This is a genomic window from Psychrobacter fjordensis (assembly GCF_904845995.1).
GTDB classification, from domain to species: Bacteria; Pseudomonadota; Gammaproteobacteria; order Pseudomonadales; family Moraxellaceae; genus Psychrobacter; species Psychrobacter fjordensis.
In genome coordinates, this window is sequence record NZ_CAJGYP010000002.1 from 1,113,296 (window position 1) to 1,135,881 (window position 22,586).

The 22,586-nt window shown below is 42.3% G+C and carries 20 protein-coding genes; 9 read left to right on the forward strand and 11 right to left on the reverse strand.

The genetic code is table 11. From position 1 onward, the window contains the following. Positions 1-312: 312 nt before the first annotated feature. Entirely contained in the window at positions 313-1,797 is a 1,485-nt protein-coding gene (locus JMW61_RS13015) for a coniferyl aldehyde dehydrogenase (protein ID WP_201551803.1), read from the reverse strand. Positions 1,798-2,210: 413 nt separating this feature from the next. On the opposite strand from JMW61_RS13015, the gene lipB reads away from it, so the two are divergent. The 5 genes from lipB to JMW61_RS13040 all read left to right on the forward strand — a co-directional run bounded on the left by lipB (position 2,211) and on the right by JMW61_RS13040 (position 5,964). Beyond that, positions 2,211-3,044, forward strand: a complete 834-nt coding sequence (lipB, locus tag JMW61_RS13020) for a lipoyl(octanoyl) transferase LipB (RefSeq protein WP_201551804.1) — start codon at positions 2,211-2,213, stop codon at positions 3,042-3,044. 198 nt (positions 3,045-3,242) lie between these two features. After that, positions 3,243-3,773, forward strand: a complete 531-nt coding sequence (locus tag JMW61_RS13025; RefSeq protein ID WP_110923013.1) for an inorganic diphosphatase — start codon at positions 3,243-3,245, stop codon at positions 3,771-3,773. Positions 3,774-3,932: 159 nt separating this feature from the next. Next, positions 3,933-4,400, forward strand: coding sequence for a hypothetical protein (locus tag JMW61_RS13030; protein ID WP_201551805.1), 468 nt, complete (start codon positions 3,933-3,935; stop codon positions 4,398-4,400). 418 nt (positions 4,401-4,818) lie between these two features. Beyond that, on the forward strand, positions 4,819-5,262 hold the full coding sequence (locus JMW61_RS13035) for a hypothetical protein (protein WP_201551806.1): 444 nt from the start codon (positions 4,819-4,821) through the stop codon (positions 5,260-5,262). A gap of 138 nt (positions 5,263-5,400) precedes the next feature. Next, positions 5,401-5,964, forward strand: coding sequence for a peptide chain release factor family protein (locus JMW61_RS13040; RefSeq protein ID WP_201551807.1), 564 nt, complete (start codon positions 5,401-5,403; stop codon positions 5,962-5,964). 231 nt (positions 5,965-6,195) lie between these two features. On the opposite strand, the gene JMW61_RS13045 is transcribed toward JMW61_RS13040, so the two are convergent. Next, complete coding sequence (locus JMW61_RS13045; protein WP_201551808.1) at positions 6,196-7,137, reverse strand: lantibiotic ABC transporter permease; 942 nt, start codon at positions 7,135-7,137, stop codon at positions 6,196-6,198. A 267-nt stretch (positions 7,138-7,404) separates the two neighbouring features. Here JMW61_RS13045 and JMW61_RS13050 point away from each other — a divergent pair, with 267 nt between their 5' ends. Further along, the gene (locus JMW61_RS13050; RefSeq protein ID WP_227687471.1) at positions 7,405-7,890 is read left to right on the forward strand and encodes a tetratricopeptide repeat protein; all 486 of its coding nucleotides are present in this window, start codon (positions 7,405-7,407) and stop codon (positions 7,888-7,890) included. 81 nt (positions 7,891-7,971) lie between these two features. Here the strand turns inward: JMW61_RS13050 and truC are convergent, their stop codons facing one another. The 7 genes from truC to JMW61_RS13085 form a co-directional block, all read right to left on the reverse strand. After that, complete coding sequence (gene truC, locus JMW61_RS13055) at positions 7,972-8,754, reverse strand: tRNA pseudouridine(65) synthase TruC (RefSeq protein WP_265090125.1); 783 nt, start codon at positions 8,752-8,754, stop codon at positions 7,972-7,974. 54 nt (positions 8,755-8,808) lie between these two features. Then, positions 8,809-9,174 carry a glutaredoxin domain-containing protein gene (locus JMW61_RS13060; RefSeq protein WP_201551809.1) on the reverse strand — a complete coding sequence of 122 codons (366 nt, stop codon included), beginning with the start codon at positions 9,172-9,174 and terminating at the stop codon, positions 8,809-8,811. 409 nt (positions 9,175-9,583) lie between these two features. Then, the gene (locus JMW61_RS13065) at positions 9,584-10,471 is read right to left on the reverse strand and encodes an SDR family NAD(P)-dependent oxidoreductase (protein WP_201551810.1); all 888 of its coding nucleotides are present in this window, start codon (positions 10,469-10,471) and stop codon (positions 9,584-9,586) included. Positions 10,472-10,683: 212 nt separating this feature from the next. Continuing rightward, positions 10,684-11,715, reverse strand: a complete 1,032-nt coding sequence (gene dusB / locus JMW61_RS13070) for a tRNA dihydrouridine synthase DusB (RefSeq protein ID WP_201551811.1) — start codon at positions 11,713-11,715, stop codon at positions 10,684-10,686. A gap of 117 nt (positions 11,716-11,832) precedes the next feature. Beyond that, positions 11,833-13,878: a BCCT family transporter gene (locus JMW61_RS13075; protein ID WP_110923025.1), complete on the reverse strand. Its 2,046-nt coding sequence runs from the start codon at positions 13,876-13,878 to the stop codon at positions 11,833-11,835. 417 nt (positions 13,879-14,295) lie between these two features. Further along, entirely contained in the window at positions 14,296-14,739 is a 444-nt protein-coding gene (locus tag JMW61_RS13080) for an HIT family protein (protein ID WP_201551812.1), read from the reverse strand. Positions 14,740-14,866: 127 nt separating this feature from the next. Continuing rightward, positions 14,867-15,883 carry a hypothetical protein gene (locus JMW61_RS13085; RefSeq protein WP_201551813.1) on the reverse strand — a complete coding sequence of 339 codons (1,017 nt, stop codon included), beginning with the start codon at positions 15,881-15,883 and terminating at the stop codon, positions 14,867-14,869. 204 nt (positions 15,884-16,087) lie between these two features. On the opposite strand from JMW61_RS13085, the gene JMW61_RS13090 reads away from it, so the two are divergent. The 3 genes from JMW61_RS13090 to JMW61_RS13100 all read left to right on the forward strand — a co-directional run bounded on the left by JMW61_RS13090 (position 16,088) and on the right by JMW61_RS13100 (position 20,396). After that, a complete protein-coding gene (locus JMW61_RS13090) occupies positions 16,088-16,864 on the forward strand; it encodes a hypothetical protein (protein ID WP_227686641.1) in 777 nt (258 codons plus the stop codon). 180 nt (positions 16,865-17,044) lie between these two features. Next, complete coding sequence (ilvD, locus tag JMW61_RS13095; RefSeq protein WP_201551814.1) at positions 17,045-18,931, forward strand: dihydroxy-acid dehydratase; 1,887 nt, start codon at positions 17,045-17,047, stop codon at positions 18,929-18,931. 217 nt (positions 18,932-19,148) lie between these two features. Then, on the forward strand, positions 19,149-20,396 hold the full coding sequence (locus JMW61_RS13100; protein ID WP_201551815.1) for a cation:proton antiporter: 1,248 nt from the start codon (positions 19,149-19,151) through the stop codon (positions 20,394-20,396). A 17-nt stretch (positions 20,397-20,413) separates the two neighbouring features. On the opposite strand, the gene JMW61_RS13105 is transcribed toward JMW61_RS13100, so the two are convergent. Together JMW61_RS13105 and JMW61_RS13110 are read right to left on the reverse strand one after the other, a co-directional pair. Beyond that, on the reverse strand, positions 20,414-21,781 hold the full coding sequence (locus JMW61_RS13105) for a serine hydrolase domain-containing protein (protein WP_201551816.1): 1,368 nt from the start codon (positions 21,779-21,781) through the stop codon (positions 20,414-20,416). Between the two features lie 166 nt (positions 21,782-21,947). Next, a complete protein-coding gene (locus tag JMW61_RS13110; protein WP_201551817.1) occupies positions 21,948-22,562 on the reverse strand; it encodes a beta-lactamase hydrolase domain-containing protein in 615 nt (204 codons plus the stop codon). Positions 22,563-22,586: the final 24 nt, after the last annotated feature.

The window sequence follows — 22,586 nt, forward strand, 5'->3', positions numbered from 1 at the left end:
TGACACAATACTGCTGTCTAGACTTACTACAAAGTGTAGCGACTTATCAGACTGATGACAAATGCTTATTTTTCGCTTAGTCAGCACCATTATCACGCTGCTAATAATATTGAGAATAGCGATTAAACCTTGTCAATCGATTCATATTTTCGACAAAAAAATAGCACTTACCTAAGTAAATGCCATTTCTTATCATATTGTCTGTTTAGCATATCCAAGATACGAAATCGATATGGTCAAAACAGCTGCTTAAACACAGTAATATTGAAAGCATCGCTATTTCAAACTTGAATATATAACTACTTCAAAATACTATTTCAAAAACAGTGCCATAGCCTTTTTGAACAATCCACCATAAGGCGGTAATAACAGATTCAAACCGTTGAGCTTCGATTGAACAAACACTGGTTTCATATGACTCAAACGCTCAAACCCTGCTTTGCCATGGTAAACACCCGTACCTGATTCACCGACACCGCCAAACGGTAAATCATGCTGAGCCACATGTATCAAGACTTCATTAATACATAGACCACCAGAAACCGTGTTGTTACGCACTTTTTCGATACCACCATAGTTATCACCAAAAATGTATAGGGCTAATGGTCGTGGACGTGCATTCACAAACGCAATCGCATCATCAAGCGTCTCATAATGCATCAATGGCAGTATCGGTGCAAAAATCTCATTTTGCATAACGGCACTATCAGGCGCAGGCTCACTCACAATCACTGGCGGCATTAGACGCGTTTCGATATTGGCCTCAATAGCAGTAAGCGGATGTATCTCATCGCCTGTCAACGAATCCAGATAGCCTTTGACTCGTTTAAACTGGTCACCATTGATGATGCGCGAATAATCTGGATTGTTCTCAATATTAGGATAGTGTTTTTCCATCCATGCTTTTGCCAAACTGATGAACTGCTCATGATATTGACGTTGAATCAACACATAGTCAGGGGCAATACAGGTTTGACCAGCATTCAATGTCTTACCCATCATCACGCGATTGACCACAGACTCTAGATTGGCATCATCCAATACAACCACGGGAGACTTACCACCAAGCTCAAGTGTGACTGGCGTCAAATTAGGCGCCGCCGCTGCCATGACTTTTTTGCCCACTGCCGTTGACCCTGTATACAGCAGGTGATCAAACGGCAACGAGCTAAATGCCGCAGCGATATCGACCTCGCCTAATACCACACAGACCATGTCTGGAGAAAAATAGCGCGCAACTGCATCCGCAAATGCTTGGGCAAATTGTGGCGCTGCTTCACTCATCTTAATCATTACCCGATTGCCTGCCGTCAACGCATCAATCAACGGCCCTACTGCCAAAAATAACGGGTAGTTCCAAGGCACCATAATACCGACGACACCTAATGGCTGCGGCTGGATTTCGTTGTGAGCAGGCATATACAAGGCTGAAATAGAGGCGCGCTGAGTTTTCATCCATTTTTTGCCGTGTTTTTTGGCATGGCTGATACCCGTAAAGCTCGGAAACAGCTCGGCAAACTGCGTCTCTGACTCACTACGATAACCAAAATCTGCATTGATTGCCTTAGCAAAACTGACTTGATTATCGCTGAGCATGATCTCTAAGTTGTCGAGTTGCGTCTCACGTGTTGCCCAATCGTTGATTGGCTTCGTCCGGCTGAGTGCTTGCAGATGTGCAAACTGTGCGTGCATCTCATCAATAGTGTTGGCAGTACTAAGCATTTTAGGCGCTCCTTGTGTGACTAGACTGGCATCTGTTGCAGTCTGCTCACTGGTATTTTGGTTGTTATCTGTCATTTAGCTTCCTTGTTATATCTCTTGGCGTCACTGTACTATCTTGGGTCATAGCTTTTATATTTGGTCACAGACTCTATATTTCTAGTCAAGGGATTGCTGCAATGGCAACCTCTAAACGATAAATAATCGTGAGCTTCCATTCATTACATTCTAATGTAGCGTATCAATTGATCAATGAACAGCAGATTAAACTGACTCCTGCGTTTGTATAGCGTGACTACTATAAAACCGCTACCTGCCTGATGATTTTTCATTATTAGTATGTATAGGCATTACAGAGTGACGAAATAGTGACAAAATATAGTTTTGGGTGCCAATCTTAAAAACTGCTACACTTCATATCAAGAAATGACACATTCAAAATATTAATAATTTAAACTCTTAAACCAGACAACAATAAGACTGTTACTCTCATGGAAAATACTACGCAACCGCTTAATGAAACATTTATCACTAAATATCTATCAGCAGCCGACTATAATCCGACCCATGATGCAATGCTTGAGCGTACGCTTGAGCGTATTGCCTTAAAAAAAGAGCAAGGTGTACGCACACCTGATGAATTATGGATTGTCGATCACAATGACGTTTACACACTTGGACAAGCAGGCAAAGAAGAGCACATATTACAGCGCACTGACACCCCAATTATCAAGACTGATCGCGGTGGTCAAGTCACTTGGCACGGCCATGGACAACTGGTTGTTTATTGGCTATTCGACTTACACAGCTTGGGCTGGAGTGTGCGCAACTTGGTCTCACATGCGGAACAAGCTATCGAAGATGTGATTAATGAATGCTTACAAGACTCAGATGTCTCGAAGAGTGACAATATCAGCGCCCACGCACGTCGCGATGCACCCGGTGTTTACTTATATGCGGATATGCCTGAACCAGATAGCCATACCGATACGCAAACCAACGACACACCTGATGATGATAAAATCATGCTAGGCAAAATAGCCTCTCTAGGCTTCAAGATCAAGCATGGCTTTAGTTACCATGGTATTGCCGTTAATTTAAATTGTGATTTGTCAGCATTCAACGCTATTAATCCTTGCGGTTATGCAGGGATGCAAATGCTACGACTGTCTGACTTTGTAACCATGCAAAAAGAGCCAGCGGCGCAAATCAATGAGCAAGTTAGCGATTCACTCAGCTATGAGACAGTGACTCAAAAGCTGATTGATAATATTGCCAAACGTCATGCTGGACTGATTGAGTTACGAGCACTCGCACCCAAATAGATACTTTGAATCCATTTTTGCATAATCTTTTTTTGCATAATCTCTTGCGCGCTTAGACTTAAGCAATATGAGAAAATTTGTAGCAAACTTGCTATAATCGCTGTCGGTACAATTGGTGCAGCGATGATGTGACAATATCGCAGCCCAACCCTTATATATTATTCGAATATTTAAAACAAAATAGAACTGGAGCATTTTATGGCTGATTTTAATAAAATTCTAGACGCAGGCGACGTAGATGGCGGCATCATCAACGTAGTAGTAGAAATTCCAGCTGGTAGCAGCCACAAAATCGAATGGAATCGCGAACTAGCCGTATTTGAGCTTGATCGTATTGATCCACAGATTTTTGCTAAGCCTTGCAACTATGGCTTTATCCCACAAACGCTTGACGAAGATGGCGATGAGTTAGATGTATTATTGCTTACTGAGCAACCATTACCGACAGGCATTTTCTTAAAAGCCAAAGTAATCGGTGTCATGAAGTTCGTTGATGACGGCGAAGTGGATGACAAAATCGTTGTCGTACCTGCTGACGACCGTGACACAGGCAATGCTTATAACAGCCTCGCTGATTTACCAAAGCAGCTTATCAACCAGTTAGAGTACCACTTCAGCCATTACAAAGATCTGAAAAAACCAGGCAGCACAGTGGTTGAGTCTTGGGATGATGTTGCAGAAGCCAAAGAAGTGATCAAAAAGTCTATCCAACGCTGGAAAGATTTATAATTTATCAAAGATTGGCAGAAATGCTGATAAAGATAGATATTAAAATACCGCAATCATGATTATGATTGCGGTATTTTTTTGCTTGAATATTACGTCTGTAAAGCAGCTATAATAAACGCAACACCATATTTATATTTTTACGTCGCAATAAGGACAACCATGTTTAACGCCGATCCTAGCTCAAAACCAGTCAATACAAAGCTGCCAAAAGAAATCACCATCATGATTGAAAAAAACAATCTGGTGATGGCCATCAAAACATTGGCAGCTGACGAAAACATCAGCATGGATGAAGCCAAGATACGGATTGATGCTTATGAGACACAGCTAAAGGTAAAACAGCAGCAGAAGCTCAATACTATCGCAAACAAACAAGGCATACCCAATCAGGCTATTAGTTTTGATAGAGAACCAGAAACGGAAGATAAATCTGATAAATTGGTCAAAAATCGTCTCAAAGCAAATAAGACAGGTAAGTCGTTTAAGAACCTGCAAGATGGTGTAGAGAGTCAGCTTGATGACTTAGGATATAAAAAACCATTACTGCCCTATTGGGTGAAACGGTTGCTGGTTATCGCTGTCGTTATGGCAGGGTTGTTTTGGATATTATGGCAGGTGTTTGGCTAAGTAAAAGCACCATACTGCGTCGTTCTTCTTATAAACATTTATACCGACTAGCGGCAGCTAGTGAATCTAATTATCTGCATAGATGACGCTAAAATTCTAAAGAGCTCTGCTAATGGCGTTAGTCTGTTTTGAGTGGTTCCATTATACCAGTCTGTTTTGAGTAGTCTGTTAATAGGTTTGAAGGGTGAAATAGCTGGTTCCCTTGGGGTATACCTGAAAGTAGTCTTAATTTGTGATCGGTGCGCTATACAGGCATCGATCTATCGGCTATGTTCTCAATAATTATAGAATCCACTGCACAAGATGATTTTATCAAGCTACATACCTAAGATATCTAAAGTTAATTCCTATGGAATTGACAGCAGTGTTCATTCCAAATAATTGTTTTGATAAACAACCTAAATAGGGAGTAACTTCGATGAATAAGCATAATCTTAATTATGAGAATTTTAAAAAAATCAATGCAGCATTGCCAGTTATTCGGCTTGAAGAGAATTATGGTGAATCCCTTATTAATTGTATTTATATCGATAGTATTGATGCTGGTATCGATGATTTTTTCCTATCATGTTTAAAGGACTGGGTTGTAAATAATTTTTATCATGAAGATACTTTTGAAGAAGACGTAAATGAGTATTTATCGTCGATAAATATTGTACAGGAAGTTGATATTGACTTTTCGAAAAGAGTTTCTAACGTCTCTATGCAGCGCTCTGATTACTTTATAAAAAACTTAAAATCCATTGAGATAGATTTTTCTGCTGCGAAGCAGTACATCACTTATATAGATGGTACTTATGAGCACTTAGGTATACTTCAAACTGCTGGAGGTTTTTATGCATTTTTCATGTACATGGGTTAAATTTATAAGCAATTTGAAAAGCTATTTTAGCTTTCATATGAGTGTTTATTCTAAGTGTCTTCTCCTGTCTGATAAAAAATAATACAATAGTTTTTTCGAGTATACTCTACGCTAACTATAACTTCATAAGGATTTTAAATGCCAGATGCCTATATGGAAATTTACACCGAACATCAAAGTGAGACTTGCTTAGAATGGGTAAATAGCATGGTTAAAATGCTGATGGACTTCCACGAAAACACCAGAGGATTAAAATGGTCAGGGGTATATTCAGAAACTTACCAAGGTAAAGGGTACACTTTCGTCCATCTTTCTACTTTACTCAAACACAGTGAAAATGATGCTTATAAATTACTTTTTGATTTTATTCAAGAACGATGCCTGTTACTCATTAAAGATCGCCCTGATAACTGTCATATCTTATTAACTCCGCAGTCCTCAACAGATTACAAAGATGGTTTGGGTCTAGGTAATAGCCAGACTACTCAAAAATTCATCCAATTTCCTAATGTTGGAGTAACTACTTCAAGGTTTGCAGGTTATAGACGAATAGAGGTCATCATGGCACATAAAAAAACTGGGTTTAGTGTCATTGCTAACGATCATAGAAGTCAGATTGCCAATACAGAAATAGCAGGTCAGTATCTGTATTCTAGAATACAGTTTTATAAATATTTACCTAAGGAGGCTATTTGGCATTAGAACATTTTGATATTCAATAATTATACACTATCAATTCACACGACGAGTATCACTTGAAGTACACTGCCATTATTTAGATAACTCTAACCATTGCTATCACTAGCCTACAGCCGAAGATTCAAGTCCTCACTAGGGTACTGAACCAGTGAAGGAGCCTGATTGGTTCGCCATAGGTATACCCAAAACATACATCTTATAAATGATAACCCATCTATTAATAGTCGGGGCAGTTCATGAACCTGACTTTAAATTCATAGGTCGAGTTGTATGGCGTTTTACCATATATTTTCCCAGTAAGGGTAAGCAAAATGCTGGTAATTGAAAAGCACCTAGTAACGGTAAAAACACCGCACCCATAAAAGGTGCCGTTATGGTATAAGCAAGCAATACATTGCGTCCACCACACACCAACGCAGCGATAATGGCATTTTCATAGCCAAAACGCCGATATATTACATAAGCTGTAAAATAAAACACCAATGCCAATACAGAACTTAGCACCAGTAATAACAATGCTTGCCACGGATTATGGTCAAAGGTGTCACGAAATCCTGCCATCAACCCCAGTGGAAACAACATCAGCAGTAAAATATTAAACTGTCCAATTTTGGGATAATAACGTGACAAAATAACAGGTGAAACCAACCGACGTACCCCTAAAGCTAGCACCATTGGCATAACAATATAAACCAACAAGCGATTGACATAAGTGCCAATGTCTACATTCGCATTTTTATCGCCTAATAGCCACAATACGCCTAATAATGTACATGGCATAATGAGTGTAGCAGCGATGGTTTTTGCCGTCGCTAGTTGTGCATCAAACCCCACCGCATTGACCAATGCACCACTACCAAATAACGGGGCAGTGGCACCAAGACCTGCAATAGCCAACAGCCAATCGCCACGTACGCCTAGCGTATAAGCAACTAGTATTAAAACCAGACTCATACCCCCGCTTTGTAATAAGGCAAAAACCCACACATAGCTTGTCGCTATACGCTTTAACAGCGCATATTGGTCGATACCCAGTAAAGTAAAAAACATCAAGAAAAACAGCATTTGGGGTAAATATACCAATACCGCGTTGGATACGTTTGGAAAAACAAAGCCAAAAATTGCGCAAACTGGCATAATTAATGTGCTATGACGCGCAATAAAACGAAGAAACATGACCTTTCCTAATAAAAAATATTCGTAAAAAACAGGATGTCACTTCCCTTTTTTACCATCCGTTATGCAAATAATTCCCACATGATACTCTTTTAAGATTTTCATTACCTAATCATGTCATTATTACGGTTTACTGCATTTTTAGCCAAGTTAGATGAACGTCATGTGAGTTGAGGACATACCCTAAAAAAACGCCAGCCCGAACGCTCGGAGATATATCTGCTATTATAGCAATAACGTACAAATGTATATTCTAAAGCAACTCTCTTGAGACTCACCATGATCCTTCTGAATACCTCGCTCACCAGCAAGATAACCCTCTTTTTCACAGCAGCGATTTTATCCGTGTCGGCACTGGCTGCTGATTTTAACCAAACTCAACATTTGGCTGTTCAAGGGGATGCTAAGGCTCAATTTAATCTTGGAATACTGTATGGCGAGGGCTTAGGCGTGCGTCAGGATTCTGCAAAAGCAGCCGAGTGGTATAAAAAATCTGCGGATCAAGGAATTCCTGAGGCTCAATATAATCTTGGAGTGATGTATCTCAAAGGCGAGGGCTTACGCCAGGATTATGCGAAAGCGGCTGTGTGGTATGAAAAAGTAGCGAATCAGGGCGATGCTAAGGCTCAATACAATCTTGGGTTGATGTATGACGCAGGCTTAGGCGTGCGTCAGAATCCTGAAACTGCTAAAGAATGGTTTGGTAAATCTTGCGACAATGGGAATCAAGATGGTTGTAATAAGTATCAATAATTAAATGCAAGATAGAGAATATTAAACCTTTTCAGACAAGATAAAGGGATTATCAAAAATAACCTCTCAACTTTACGCTGCTCAATCTTCAGTACTATTTACCCAACCAAATTCTTCCAGGATACGCAGCCATTGATCGTCTAATCCTGCTTTTAGCAACAACGGCTCGCCAGTGACCGGATGGCTGAGCGCTAAAGTCTGGGCGTGCAGTAGCATACGTGCGCAATCATATTGAGTACGAAAAAATCGTGTGTGACGTATATCACCGTGGCTGGTATCACCTACAATGTGATGGAATAAATGTCTCATGTGCCGACGCAACTGATGTTTGCGCCCAGTCTCTGGTGTTAAGCGTATGAGACTATAGCGGCTAGTCTCATGCTTTTTTGATACTGCAAACGGCAGCTCAATTTGTGCCAAACTCTGCCAATGCGTCACTGCCTCTTGAGCAGGTTTGTCCAAATTGGCAAACTTATCGGCAATCGCATCGGGCTTAAAGCTTAACGCATAATCAACACTGCCCTGCTCTGACATAAAGCCACGCACCACAGCTAAATATTGCTTCGTCACCTTGTGTGCCGTAAACGCTTCAGTAAGGCTGCGCGCCACGGCTGGACTCTTAGCAAACAACAACACGCCTGATGTAGGCTTATCTAACCGATGCACTGGAAACACATGACAGCCAACTGCATCACGAGTGAGTTGCATGGCAAAGCGCGTCTCGCCTTTATCCAGCCAGCTGCGATGGACCAGTAAACCAGCTTCTTTATTAATCGCTACTAGATGCTCATCTTCATAGATGATTTCTATTTGGTTAGCTTGGTTAGCGGTTTCGCTTTCGATATCCATGTTTTCAGTGCTCATACTTTAGCCGTTTTTAGCCCATTTAACAGTTGTTGTTCGAATTGTGGACATGCCCTAACCAAAACGCTGTTGCAAATAAGCGTTGATATCATTAGATTCATACATCCATTGGACATCATCGTTTTCTTGAATACGTAAACAAGGCACTTTTATTCGCCCACCATTTTCAGCCAGCTCATTGCGAAATTGTGCATTATTTTTTGCATCTCGAAGCTCAATAGGTACATTCAACTTATGAATTTGACGACGTACTTTTACGCAAAAAGGACAAGATTGAAATTGATATAAAGATAGATCTGCACCAGCCTTATTAACGAGAGCTTGTTCTTCTTCAGTGCGTTTCATAGCATTACCTTGAGTCATAACACTTATACCAGCAATAATTCGTCCTAGACCTTCTCGTAGCAATTTAACTAACATTCTTACCTCTTCAAATTATCTTATGTGAATTCTTTAACACTCAGAGAATGAGTGCTTAGTGTGTATCTATGTGGCTGTTAAGATTTTCCGATATGCAAAGCTTAATTATGAATCTTATTGAACATAGAAGTCGATATGATTAGACCATGGCAAATCTATTCTACTATAATTGATTCAGTTTAAAAGAAATACAAGGCGGCCGATTGTGTATGTATATTTGACACTCTAAGCGAGGTTTAAGGTAGTAAAAGCTTAAAACGTCTAATAATCTCGTGGTTCTGATAACTAGCTAGCTAAAAAGCACCGCTGACCCGCCCATTCCTATAAGTATTAATACCTCTCAAGGTACTAAAAAAGGATACCGCAGTATCCTTTTTGATCTTATATCAGAACCAATCAATCTGCTGTTTTAATGATACTCACCAGGAAGGATTCTGGCAAAAGCACGCTGAGCAAGGTTTAACTTCTTATCGGTAGTCATTCCAGCGCGGGTGCTTGGGAAAATACGATAACCTATCGATTGAATGCCAACGTTGATCGCTGGTGCCAATGAGTAAGTAGCTGACGCAAACTTGCCCATATTACTGGCAATGCTATTTGGCTTATCGACGATAGCTCTTGCAACCATCAACGCGGCTTCATCAGGCATTAACGCAGGCATGTAGCGGTATAGCTTGGTAGGCGCAATCATAGGTGTACGAACCAATGGCATAAAAATATTGGTAATCGTCACATTGTCCCCTTTTACTTCAGCAGCTAAGCAGCGACTAAAAGCATCTAATGCGGACTTGGATGCGACATAAGCGGCAAAGCGCGGACTGTTTGCCAGTACACCAATCGAAGATATGTTGACAATTTGACCCGTCTGACGTTTAATCATCGTCGGCAAAAATCCAAGAACTATTTTAACGGCACCAAAGTAATTGATATCCATCGTACGCTCAAAATCATGGAAACGATCGACCGATTCATGAACTGAACGACGAATCGAGCGACCAGCGTTATTCACCAAGACATCAACATGGCCAAAATCCATCAAAATTTGCTCACTAACTTTTTCAATAGCATCCATATCAGTCAAATCGCAAGGGTAATAATCAGCATTACCACCAAGCTCCTCGATACTTTCTTTAACGGCTTTCAGTTTGTCTTCAGTACGTGCCAATAGGATAACATGAGCACCGCATTCGCTAAGCAAAAAAGCCGTACGTTCGCCAATACCACTTGAAGCTCCTGTAATAATAATATTCCTACCTGTTACTGCTTTGGTTATCGCTTGTTTCGAGGGATTGGCCATAAAAATTCCTTTTTGTTTGTCCTATGCCTATGAACATCTCAATTATAGAATAGCAAGAAAGCATGGACTAAAGTGAATAAAACAGCCATCGCATCCAGATAATTTGACGACTTTGGGAATTCAAAAACTTATAATAGTGTGATTACTGCATTTGCGATTTCACCGATTCAATAACCCAATATTCCTGTGGCAGTAAACGCTTGCGCTACTTATCACTCATGGGCTTTTAAAAAACTCTCTACAACGCGAAACTGACCAGCAGTACTCTCTTCACCATACATCGCTTGCCTAAAGGCATTAGAGTTTGGAATGCCTGTCGTATACCAAGCGATATGCTTGCGAGCGATACGGCAACCAGAGTACTCACCATAAAAGCCATATAATTCTTGCAAGTGCGCCAACACAATCTCTTTTATCTCGCTCACACTAGGTGCTTCCAGAGTCTCACCAGTCCGTAAAAAATGCCCGATATCACGAAATATCCATGGTTGACCTTGGGCGGCACGCCCTATCATCACGGCATCACAACCTGTCAGCTCATACACACGTTGGGCTTTTTGTGCGCTATCGATATCACCGTTGGCGATGACTGGAATACTGATGCTTTCTTTGACTTCACGTATCAGCTCGTAGCGTGCTTCGCCCGTATACATATCCTCTCGCGTACGCCCGTGAATGGCAATCGCAGCAATGCCTGCTTGCTCTGCCCGCTTGGCCACTCGCAAGATATTTTCACGGCCATTTTCATAACCCAGTCGCGTTTTTAATGTCACAGGGGCATCGACTGCATTGACAGCTGCATCTAGCAAGCGCGCAACCAAATCTTCATCCTGCAGCAAGGCAGAACCTGCCAGCTTACGGCAGACTTTTTTGGCAGGGCAGCCCATATTGATATCGATAATCTGCGCACCATTATCAATTTGATAACGAGCAGCTTCAGCCAACTTATCCGGTTCCGCTCCTGCTATCTGCGCAGAAATAGGCGCAATTTCATTATCGAAATTGGCACGATAGAGTGATTTTTTGCGCGCATAAAGAGCAGTATCAGCGATAATCATCTCGCTGACTGCGTGACCTGCGCCAAATGACTTACACAATCGGCGAAAAGGATTGTCTGTCACACCCGCCATAGGAGCCACCATCAGACGATTTTCAATCGTCAGACCACCGATAGTTAACGGCTGTAATAATGGATGCTCAGACACTGGCAAAGACGAGGGTAAAACAGAAGAATCTATAGACATAAAAAACGGCTTGATCTGCAGAGAAAACAAGCCGTTATTCTAAGGAATCCTGCACTTATTGCAAGCTATTAACGTGAATAACTTGCATCAATAAACACTAATTCATCATCAATCCGATTATTTATCGAACACACTGCCCTGCTCTAATGTGATGTCTTCATCGTGCTCTTGCATACGCCATGGTAGGCTATCTGGAGACACGTTTAAGAAGTGCAGATATTTTTCGAACTGATCGATGATATCGTTGATGACAGAATCTGACTTATAACCATACAAATCATAGGTTTGACCGCCACGGCGCAGATATACTTCTGCACGGTGATGATGCTCTTGTGGCAAATCATTGGCCATTTTTTCAGTGTAATAATCAGGGGCATCATGCTCTGACAAGCGCACTTCATACCAGAACTCAACATCGTCACCGCGCTGTAGTTCCAGTATCGCGCGATTATTGATGGCATCATAATTTACAGATGGCTTCCAACCTGTTTCAGCGAACTTCTCTGAAACCTCAGTCATCGATGGCATGACTACGTTTTTGATATAGCTTAAGACTTTGTCTCGTGTAGGCTGATCAGTGATGTAATCAATACGATCTCGCCATGCTGATGAATTTAATAAATGCGGTGGTAGCTTGCTATTATTATCCAAACTTTGATTACGATGGCCTTCGATACGTAACGCACGCCACATTCCAAACATCGCAATCAACATAATAACGGCAAATGGCAAGGCACTCACGATAGCGGCTGTTTGCAAGGCTTCTAGTCCACCAGCCAGTAACAGTGCTGACGCGACCGCACCTTCTGTAACCACCCAAAAAGTCCGCTGCCACCACGGCGTATCACTACGGCCACCAGCGGCTAGCGCATCAATGACCAATGACCCAGAATCCGATGACGTCACAAAAAAGGTAATAATCAATAGGACCGTCAATGAAGAGACGAACTGAGTAAACGGCAGATTCTCTAATAGTTTAAACAAGGCAATCGCTTGGTTATTTTGCACATCACCAATTAGTGAATTATAACCATCAATCATAATCATATTCAGTGCGGTGTCACCAAATACGGCAAACCAGAAAAAGGTAAAGAAAGTCGGTACTAACATCACCCCTAACACGAACTCACGAATAGTACGACCACGGCTAATTTTGGCGATAAATAGGCCAACAAACGGCGCCCATGCAATCGTCCATGCAAAGATAAACAACGTCCAATTACCAATCCAGTCATTATGCTCATAAGCTTGCAGACTAAAGGTACGCTCAACGATATTACCCAAGTAGCTACCTGTATTTTCCATAAAGGCATTGAGGATGAATATTGTTGGTCCCACAATAAATACAAAAAGCATCAAGGCAGTTGCCAGTAGCATGTTTAAGATAGACAGTCGCTTTACGCCTTTGTCCATACCTGCCAGCACTGATGCCAGTGCAGCAGCGGTAATCACTGCAATGGCAATGACCTGAACCCCCGTACTGACAGGCACCAGATCTGGCATGAGATAATTCAGACCCGCGTTGATTTGTGATACCGATAGACCCAAGCTGGTCGCGATACCAAACATGGTACCGACAATCGCAAACACATCGACCGCATGACCAATAGGGCCATGTATCTTATCGCCAATCAAAGGATACAAGGTGGAGCGCATCGATAGCGGCAAACCATGGCGAAAGGAGAAATATGCCAGTGATAACCCTACTACTGCATAAATCGCCCAAATGTGAAAACCCCAATGAAAGTAAGCAATCTGCATCGCTTCTTTTGCAGCGGCAATGGTCTCTGGCGCAGACATAGGCGGACTGGCAAAATGCATGACAGGCTCTGCCACACCAAAGAAGAGCAGCGCAATCCCGTAGCCTGCCGAAAACAGCATGGCAAACCACTCTAGGAACTTATACTCAGCCTCTGCATGATCAGGCCCAAGCTTAATCCCGCCATAAGGCGAAAAGGCCAATGCGATAATAAATAATAAAAACAATGCTACTGCCAGCATATAAAACCAACCAAACGTTTCGGTGGTAAAATTCAGCACATCACTGAACAGCGCTCCCGCTGCATCAGGGTTGATAGCCGTACCAACCACCAATAACAGCATAATAATGGCTGCTGGTACAAACACTGGCAGTAAAATAGTCGAACGAGGTAATTTACTCATAAAAAATAATGTCCTCAAAATGAATCAAACGAACGTAGATAGGTATGATTTTTATCACACTCCTTTCAGAAACCCTAGGTAAGCACTGGATTCGTAACATTACTTCAAAGATTGTTACATGACTATTACCAAGCAATAAAAAAAGGCAGCTTGTTAGCTACCTTTTTATTGATATAGACCTATTCGAGATTTATAACTAACATCTCAAGCGAGATTAATGCTTCTAGGGCGTGTCTTCATTTCAAAAATGGTGATAAAAATGAGATAAATTGCCGTCAAACAAGAAAAATAGCGCAGATAATATCGGGATATTAACCAGCTATTTGACGATGTTTGGCAAGATTTAGCCATTTTTAGCCCATTTAGATGACTATCGGGTGCATTGAAGACACGCCCTAATCTCCGATTGTATTTTATTTATTCAGAATCAATCACCGCTGCCAACTGCTTAGCCAAATTGGCCAACTGCTCTTGGTCAGCCATCACAGCGGCATGGCGACCCAGCTCATGAATACTGCTAGGAATCAAATGTATATGATAATGAAACACGGTCTGCCCTGCCTGCGCACCATTTAATTGCATTTGAATAATTCCTTCTCGTGCAAACACTTGGCGCTGGGCTTGCATGACTTTTTGAGACGTCATTAACACTGCAGCAGCATATTCAGGCTCAAGATCTGCCAAATCAACGGCCTTCTGTTTTGGTATGACCAATACATGGCCTTCTGCTTGCGGCATGATATCCATAAAGGCGAGCGTTTTATCATCTTCATACACTTTATGGTATGGAATATCACCGTTTAGCATTTTGGCAAAAATGTTGTTGTCATCATAAGTAGTTTGTTGATTCAATTCAGTCATTATTTTTCCTTTGATTACATGATTATTAGATACTTCATTATATTTATAATGGTGCTGATCACTTTTTATATAGTGGACGAAATCCAAACTGAGTACAAGCCAACAATGTGAGATCAAGATTATTAAATCAATTATAACTGGCTTTATTAACGAGCTTTAAAAAAACACTTTTCCAAAAAACGAGCCAGCCATAAAAAAATCGGATACCAAAAGCGATAAATATATATAAACCGTTGATATATAAATTACCAAACCATGCTTCTTGATCTATCAAACCTAACGTAAACCAAGTAGTTTTAGTTACAAAACCCAATGTGCCAATCGCCATAAAAAATCCAAAAATAAGCGACCATGCACAACTACGTAAAAAAAACATAGCACTATGAATATTTCTAGGATCGATTTGCTGCATACCCAGCCATTTCAGCGGCTTCCACAATACAATCGACAATGCCGCTAAGATAGGAACAAACATCATCACTCGGATAAAGTGGTAAAACATTGCCGCATCACCAAATGGAGAAGCCAAAAACGCCCACTCATCACCAAAAAGCTCCTGTAATACCGTGTCACTATGACCGCCATTGAACCATAAATTAAAAATCTGTCTGTCTTCACTAATTGGAGGCATCGATAGATTATTATGTACCCAGCCAATGCACATATTGACCCAGTCAGGCTGCCATACTAGGCTCAGATCTCTTATCCAGCAGCGGGTATACAATATATCGAAGAGTATGAATGCAAATAAAAATACCAGTGACAGCGTTTCTAGTCGGTTAGGTGACAACTTGCCATTGCTAGCAATCTGCTTATATACCTGCTCTCTTTGCTCAATATCCTCTATGCTGTCTAGCGTTTCATACACTTTGGCAGTGGCTTGAAACAGGTGCGCATTTTTGCCTTTTATCAGCCGATACCAAAACTTAGGAACACTTAAAGCCACACATAAGAGCAAGAACCATACTGAGTTGAGTATTAGGTTTTGAATATCGTTGAATACTGGTATGCGTATACCAATAGAAAACAAACCAACGAAAAACCAAAATAGGCAGATGAGTAAGTAGTAGAAGAGATACTCTTCATAGAGACGGTCTGATGTCATCCATTCTTGGATAGATTCGTTATCGGAAGAGATTTTCATTAATTACTCTATCTATATACTTATCTAAAAATTCGGTTATATTCTACATTCTTTTAACAAACAAAATACGACTAGTTCATAATTGACTATTTACCCAATGATATTCTTTTATCAGCATAAATCACTTCCTCAGATCACCAATTTATTAGCGAGCCATGCCCTTAAAATGTTATATTAACCCTCTATTTTAATAACATGATGTTTATGGACTCGCCTACCTTGACGACTCAATCAGATGACAATCACGCTCATTCCACACTGAATGACACGCCATCAACCTCTATATCCGATGACACAGTGTCTGCGAGCGATGCGCAACAAACCAATTCGAATAATAGTGCGCAAACCCTTGCGCCGAACACCATTATTTTGGCAGATGCATTAACTGATAAAACAATCGCTTGGCGGATTCATAATTGTAAAATCAGCAAAAAAACAGTCACTCAAGACCTTCCTTTGCCTTTTCTGTATCATTACGACAGTTTAGATGATGCGATTAAACAGACGCATCCACTCACACCTGCGCTACTGGCTAAATTTAATATACCCATGACGGCTCATGAAGCCGCTCAATTCATTGGTATTAGTGAAGCGCTATTGAGTAGCCCGTGGCATGTCAAAGTCATTGGCTCATTGGTTGTCTTTAGTGAGACTCTGCAACTAGCAGTACGTCTACATTGGACCAACTCAGGCAAAGAGACGCAGCAAATCTATACCAAGGAAGCCGCAGACGCGATTACCGCAGCTTTTAAAGACTGGCAGTTTTTTGGCCGAGTGGATGTGCTCTATAAAAACACTCAGCAGGCACTGGTCAGTATCGATGAACAAGCACCAACCAACGATCAGATTATGAACATCGATGTGAGTAGCGACTATCAGCTTTTGCCGTCGACTCATGCGTTAGCGATTATCGCCAAACTGGATGCAGATAAAGTTGAGCTGCCGTGGTTTGAGACGGCGATATTAGAGCGTCTTGAATAGCACTTTTTTGATCCATCATTTATCATAAGCAACGAATTGTTTTTAGGTATTCATAGCTAATGGTATGGTAACAACCTAGAATTATTCACTAGTCCTCACGCATCATAAAAAGCACACTATCAATATCACAGCTGAGGCTGCACATTTTCACAAACCTCGCCTATTTGTAAGGAATATCACATGGATTATCGCTCAAAAACCTCTACTGGTGGTCGTAATATGGCAGGCGCTCGCGCATTATGGCGTGCAACTGGCATGACTGACGGCGACTTTGGCAAGCCAATTATTGCCATTGCCAACTCATTTACCCAGTTTGTACCTGGTCACGTGCATCTAAAAGATCTTGGACAACTGGTCGCACGTGAGATTGAGCAAGCAGGCGGCGTTGCAAAAGAGTTCAATACTATTGCTGTCGATGATGGTATTGCGATGGGTCATAGCGGTATGTTGTATTCGCTACCCAGCCGCGACCTGATTGCGGACTCTGTCGAGTACATGGTCAATGCTCACTGTGCGGATGCGCTAGTGTGTATCTCTAACTGCGATAAAATCACACCGGGTATGTTGATGGCCGCCATGCGCCTTAATATCCCAGTGGTATTTATTTCAGGTGGCCCAATGGAAGCGGGCAAAATCTTAGCCAGTACCGTTGGTAAGAGTCACAATACTGATAGTAGTGACAGCAGTGCGGTTCGCAAACTTGACCTCGTTGATGCAATGATGGATGCCGCTGATGATAGCATTAGTGATGAGGATGTGGCTGCTATTGAAGCCTCAGCCTGCCCGACTTGTGGTTCATGCTCTGGTATGTTTACTGCTAACTCAATGAACTGCTTGACCGAAGCTTTAGGCTTGGCATTACCAGGTAATGGCTCACTACTAGCCACTCACTCTCTGCGTCGCGAGCTATTCTTAGAAGCAGGTCGCACTATTGTATCATTGGCCAAACGCCGTTATGAACAAGATGACGATTCAGTATTGCCACGCTCAATCGCTAGCAAAGCAGCTTTTGAAAATGCGATGACCTTGGATATCGCCATGGGCGGCTCGACCAATACTATTTTGCATCTGTTAGCGGCTGCTAATGAAGCAGAAATCGACTTTAAAATGCATGATATTGACCGTCTAAGCCGTGGTGTTCCTTGCCTTGCAAAAGTCGCTCCTGCCTCACAAAAATACCATATGGAAGATGTGCATCGTGCTGGTGGTGTCTTTGCGTTATTGGCTGAGCTTGATCGTGCTGGATTACTGAGCACTGACGTACCGACTATTCATAGTGCAACGATGAAAGAAGCGATTGATAAGTGGGATATCATGAACGCTGATAACCTTGAGGCGCGTGCACGCTTCCTTGCAGCGCCTGGTGGCGTACGTACCACTGAAGCGTTTTCACAATCAAAAGAATGGTCAAATCTAGACGTCAACCGCGAGTCTGGTTGTATCCGTAGTGCGCAACATGCCTATTCTACAGATGGCGGCTTGGCCGTATTGTATGGCAATATCGCAGAGCGTGGCTGTGTGGTTAAAACCGCAGGCGTTGACGAAAGCATCTTAGTATTTACTGGTCGCGCGCGTCTATTTGAGTCACAAGATGATGCTGTCGCTGCTGTATTGGCTGATGATATCGTTGCTGGTGATGTGGTCATCATCCGCTATGAAGGCCCTAAAGGCGGCCCAGGTATGCAAGAAATGCTTTACCCAACGACTTACCTAAAGTCTAAAGGCTTGGGTAAAGAGTGTGCCCTACTCACCGATGGTCGCTTCTCTGGTGGGACGTCAGGTTTATCAATTGGTCATGCCAGCCCTGAAGCAGCCGAAGGTGGTGCCATCGGTCTGGTTGAAGAAGGCGATACCATCCATATCGACATCCCAAATCGTACCATCAACATGCAAGTCAGTGATGCCGACTTGGCCGCACGCCGAGATGCGATGGAAGCACGCGGACGCGATGCATGGAAACCTGTGAGCCGTGATCGTCATGTGACCCCTGCGCTACGTGCCTATGCTGCTATGACGACCAGTGCCGATACCGGTGCTGTCCGTGATGTGAGCCAAGTAGAACGCTAAAATGTGCATACTGTGTTTTAAGGTAAATAAATTATCTTAAAACACATCAATCTAAAGACCCATGAAAAGCCTGCATATCTTATGCAGGCTTTTTTTCACCAAAAAACAACGTAGCAGACGTTTTAATAACGATTTTTTGCGGTAATTGATTTTTTTTGGCGTCATGATAAGGGTTATCAAAACTGCCCCCTTAAAAACCACGACGTGCCTACTCCTTATGATCGAAAACTATAATTTATTCTTATTAATCTGCGGTGTCGCTTTCTTACTAGGAGCATTGTTTCCTATTATGTTTAAACGCACGCCCGTCTCCTTACCTATGCTACAGGTCAGCTTTGGTCTAATCATGGGCTATTGGTGGACGAGCTTATCATTTTTAGATCCGATGGATAACGGTTTAATTATTGAAAAACTAACCGAAATCGTGGTGCTCGTGTCATTGGTAGGTGCTGGTATCAAGATTGATACCAAGCTGTCTTGGCGATTGTGGAGGCCGACAGTACGCCTATTACTGATTACCATGCCGATTGGTATCTTTGCGATGGCCATTTTGGGGTATTATGCGTTTGGTTTGAGCCTTGGAGCAGCTATTTTGTTAGGGGCTGTGCTAGCCCCAACCGATCCGGTATTGGCATCTAGCATTCAGGTAGGACCGCCTAATACGGGCGGCGAAGATACACCGAGATTTACCCTCACCTCAGAGGCAGGGCTTAACGACGGACTGGCGTTTCCCTTCGTTTATTTAGCAATAAAAATAGCGGAAGCATTTAGTGAAGGCAATAGCTTTACTAGTGAAATGCTCTGGTCATGGTTCACCCATGATGTACTGTGGAAAATTGGTGCAGGTTTGGTGGTGGGTATCGTCGTGGGTAAAGTCATGGCAAAGCTGGTATTTTCAAAATATACCCAAGATACCACTATCTCACAAGGCTACGTGGTCATCGCCCTGACACTTGTAGCATATGGATTAGCAGAGTTTGTACATAGTTACGGTTTTATCGCCGTATTTATTGCAGCATTTGCCTTCCGGCGTTCAGAGCATGAACACAGCTACCATCATAAGCTCCATGATTTTGCAGAGCAATCAGAGGGCTTGCTTATGTCGCTCGTACTGGTTATGTTTGGCATTTTTCTAGGTCAAGGATTACAGTCAGGTGTTGAGCTGACGTGGCGTGTTTACATCGTCAGCTTCACCTTCTTGTTATTAATACGTCCCATTGGTGGGTTTATCGCTTTATCCGGGCTGAATCTTCCTCGCACTGAAAAATACGCTATCTCAGCATTAGGTATCCGTGGTATTGGTACGTTGTATTATTTATCTTATGCGCTAAACCAAGGGTTCTTCGGTGATGAAGACGCACTCAAGTTATGGATTGTCTGCTCAATTGTGATTCTAGCCTCAATCTTCATTCATGGCTTGAGTGCAACTAGGCTACTTAAAATGACACCGAATAAGCCTCATTGAACTTATCAATAAGGTTTTTAAAGCGCTGCATCAATCATACTCAACACAGATTCCGTTAGCGCAAACTGACGGATATCATTGAGCATCGTTGAATCAAAATTATGGACAAAGGCAAATGACAACTGGCGCTCAGGGTCACACCAAGCTACTGAACCGTTGTAGCCCATGTGCCCAAATCCTTGCTTGCTTACATCAGCTGTTTCATTGGCTTCGTTTTGACAAATATCAAACCGGCGATGATAACCCAAGCGCCAATGCATTGCTGCTGGCATGACAGCATCTAGTCCTGAGACTTGTGGTGTAGATAGCTGTTCAAAGGTTGTGCTATCAATAAGCGTCTGTCCTTGCCATTCACCGCCACTGGCAAGCATGGCATAAATGGTTGCCAATGCCTGAGCTGAGGCGACACCATTGGCTGCTGGAATCACGGCCTGTAGCGTTTCACGACTATGATAATCGATCGCTTGTTTTCCAACTGGTATGAGCGCTGCCTTATAATTTTTTAGATTGAGCTTGCTTGTGTCAAAGTACAAACGATTAATATAAGCCGTGTCCAACACAGGTAAGTTGGTTCGCTCATTAGCTAAGGCTTGCTGCTGCCAACATGCATAACTAGGCAGGTTTTCGTAAGCACGTAACACACTTTGTGAATCTAATTTTAAGGTTGGTTTTTGACGCTTGCTACGCAGTTGTGAGTTGTCTTCATTTGATGACTCAAAATCTTTGGCTAGCTTTGCCACTTGGTTAACTTTGCTTGCTGGTACGCCAAAGTAACAGCTATCAGCAATACCTAAAGGCTCAGTAAGATAACGGCGCAGCGCTTCAGCCAAAGACAGTTCAGTAACGGCTTCTATCACACCGCCCAACACCCAACCATAGACTAAAGCACTATAAGCACTGTCATATAGCTCGGTATGGTCTGGTGCAGTGATCGGCATTTCAGCAACCGTCTTGAGCATGTATTCCCAGTCAAGCAAGGCTTCACTGTCTACCTCGATACTTTGAATGGAAAATAAATTGGCTTGGTGTGACATCACATTGCGTAGCGTCAGCTTACCTTTACCTTGTGCCGCAAATGCTGGCCAATAGTGTGCAATAGGCATGTCGTAATCAAGCATCTGCTGCGAAACCAATACATGTACCAGCGTCGCCAATATACCTTTACCTGTCGAAAAGTTAATCGCTAAAGTGTCAGGCTGCCATGACATGTCTAAACGTGCCAACCCCGTACTTGCCTGAGCAATACACTTGCCAGCCTGATAGACAACCACCGCACCACCTGCTGGCGCATCATCAAGCTGTAAATCGGTGAGCAGTTGCTGTAAGTGCTGCTGAAGTTGTGTATTAATCTGATTATTATGATCAGTTTTATTATTATCGGTCATAGTTTCCCTGCTCTGTTTTATAAAATAGCTAAGTATGAAAAACCTTAGCGCTTAGTATTATACCAATCCCAAAAAATACGATTAGCGGTGTCAAACTTGTTTTTATTTACTCAAAAAAAAAGGCCACCTATCGGTTGCCTTTTTACTCGTCAAACGTGCTTATACTTTAACGTGGTACCAATAGACGATTATGGACTTCTTCGGCAAGCTTAGTCAAACCATGACTGCGCCCACGTTCCATAGCAGTATCCATCTTACGCCCACGCAACCAACCTGCACGCAGGGCAATGGCCGCGCCTACTCTGTTACCAGTTCCGCAATGTACGGCTATTTTTTTGCCATGATTTTGGCGTAAAATGTTGTCAAACGCCAATATTTTCAGCTGTTTTAAATCCGCCGCGCCGCTAATAGGCAGATGCTCATAGTGCATACCTGCCTGCTCGACCGCTGATGATTCATCAAAACTCAATTCATCATCAGGCTGCAAATTAATCACTAGCTCGACACCCGCTTTCGCTAAAGCTACCACCTTTTCGTCATCGAGTGCACCGCATACAATGGTGTTATCATCAGGACGAAAATAAGGCTCAAAAATGGCAGCTAAATCGACACCATTATCAGGAGCCTCTTGGTCAGGTGTGACGTTTGTAGTCTCAGCCTCATTGTTAACAACGTCGTTATTAGCAACGTCGTTATTAGCAACGTCGTTGTTAGCGACATCGTCATTGGCAGCTGAATTATCAAGTTGTTCTGGGCTTGTTGCTTCCGTATGTGCAGTCATAAGTATAAAGTTGTTCGTTAAGTT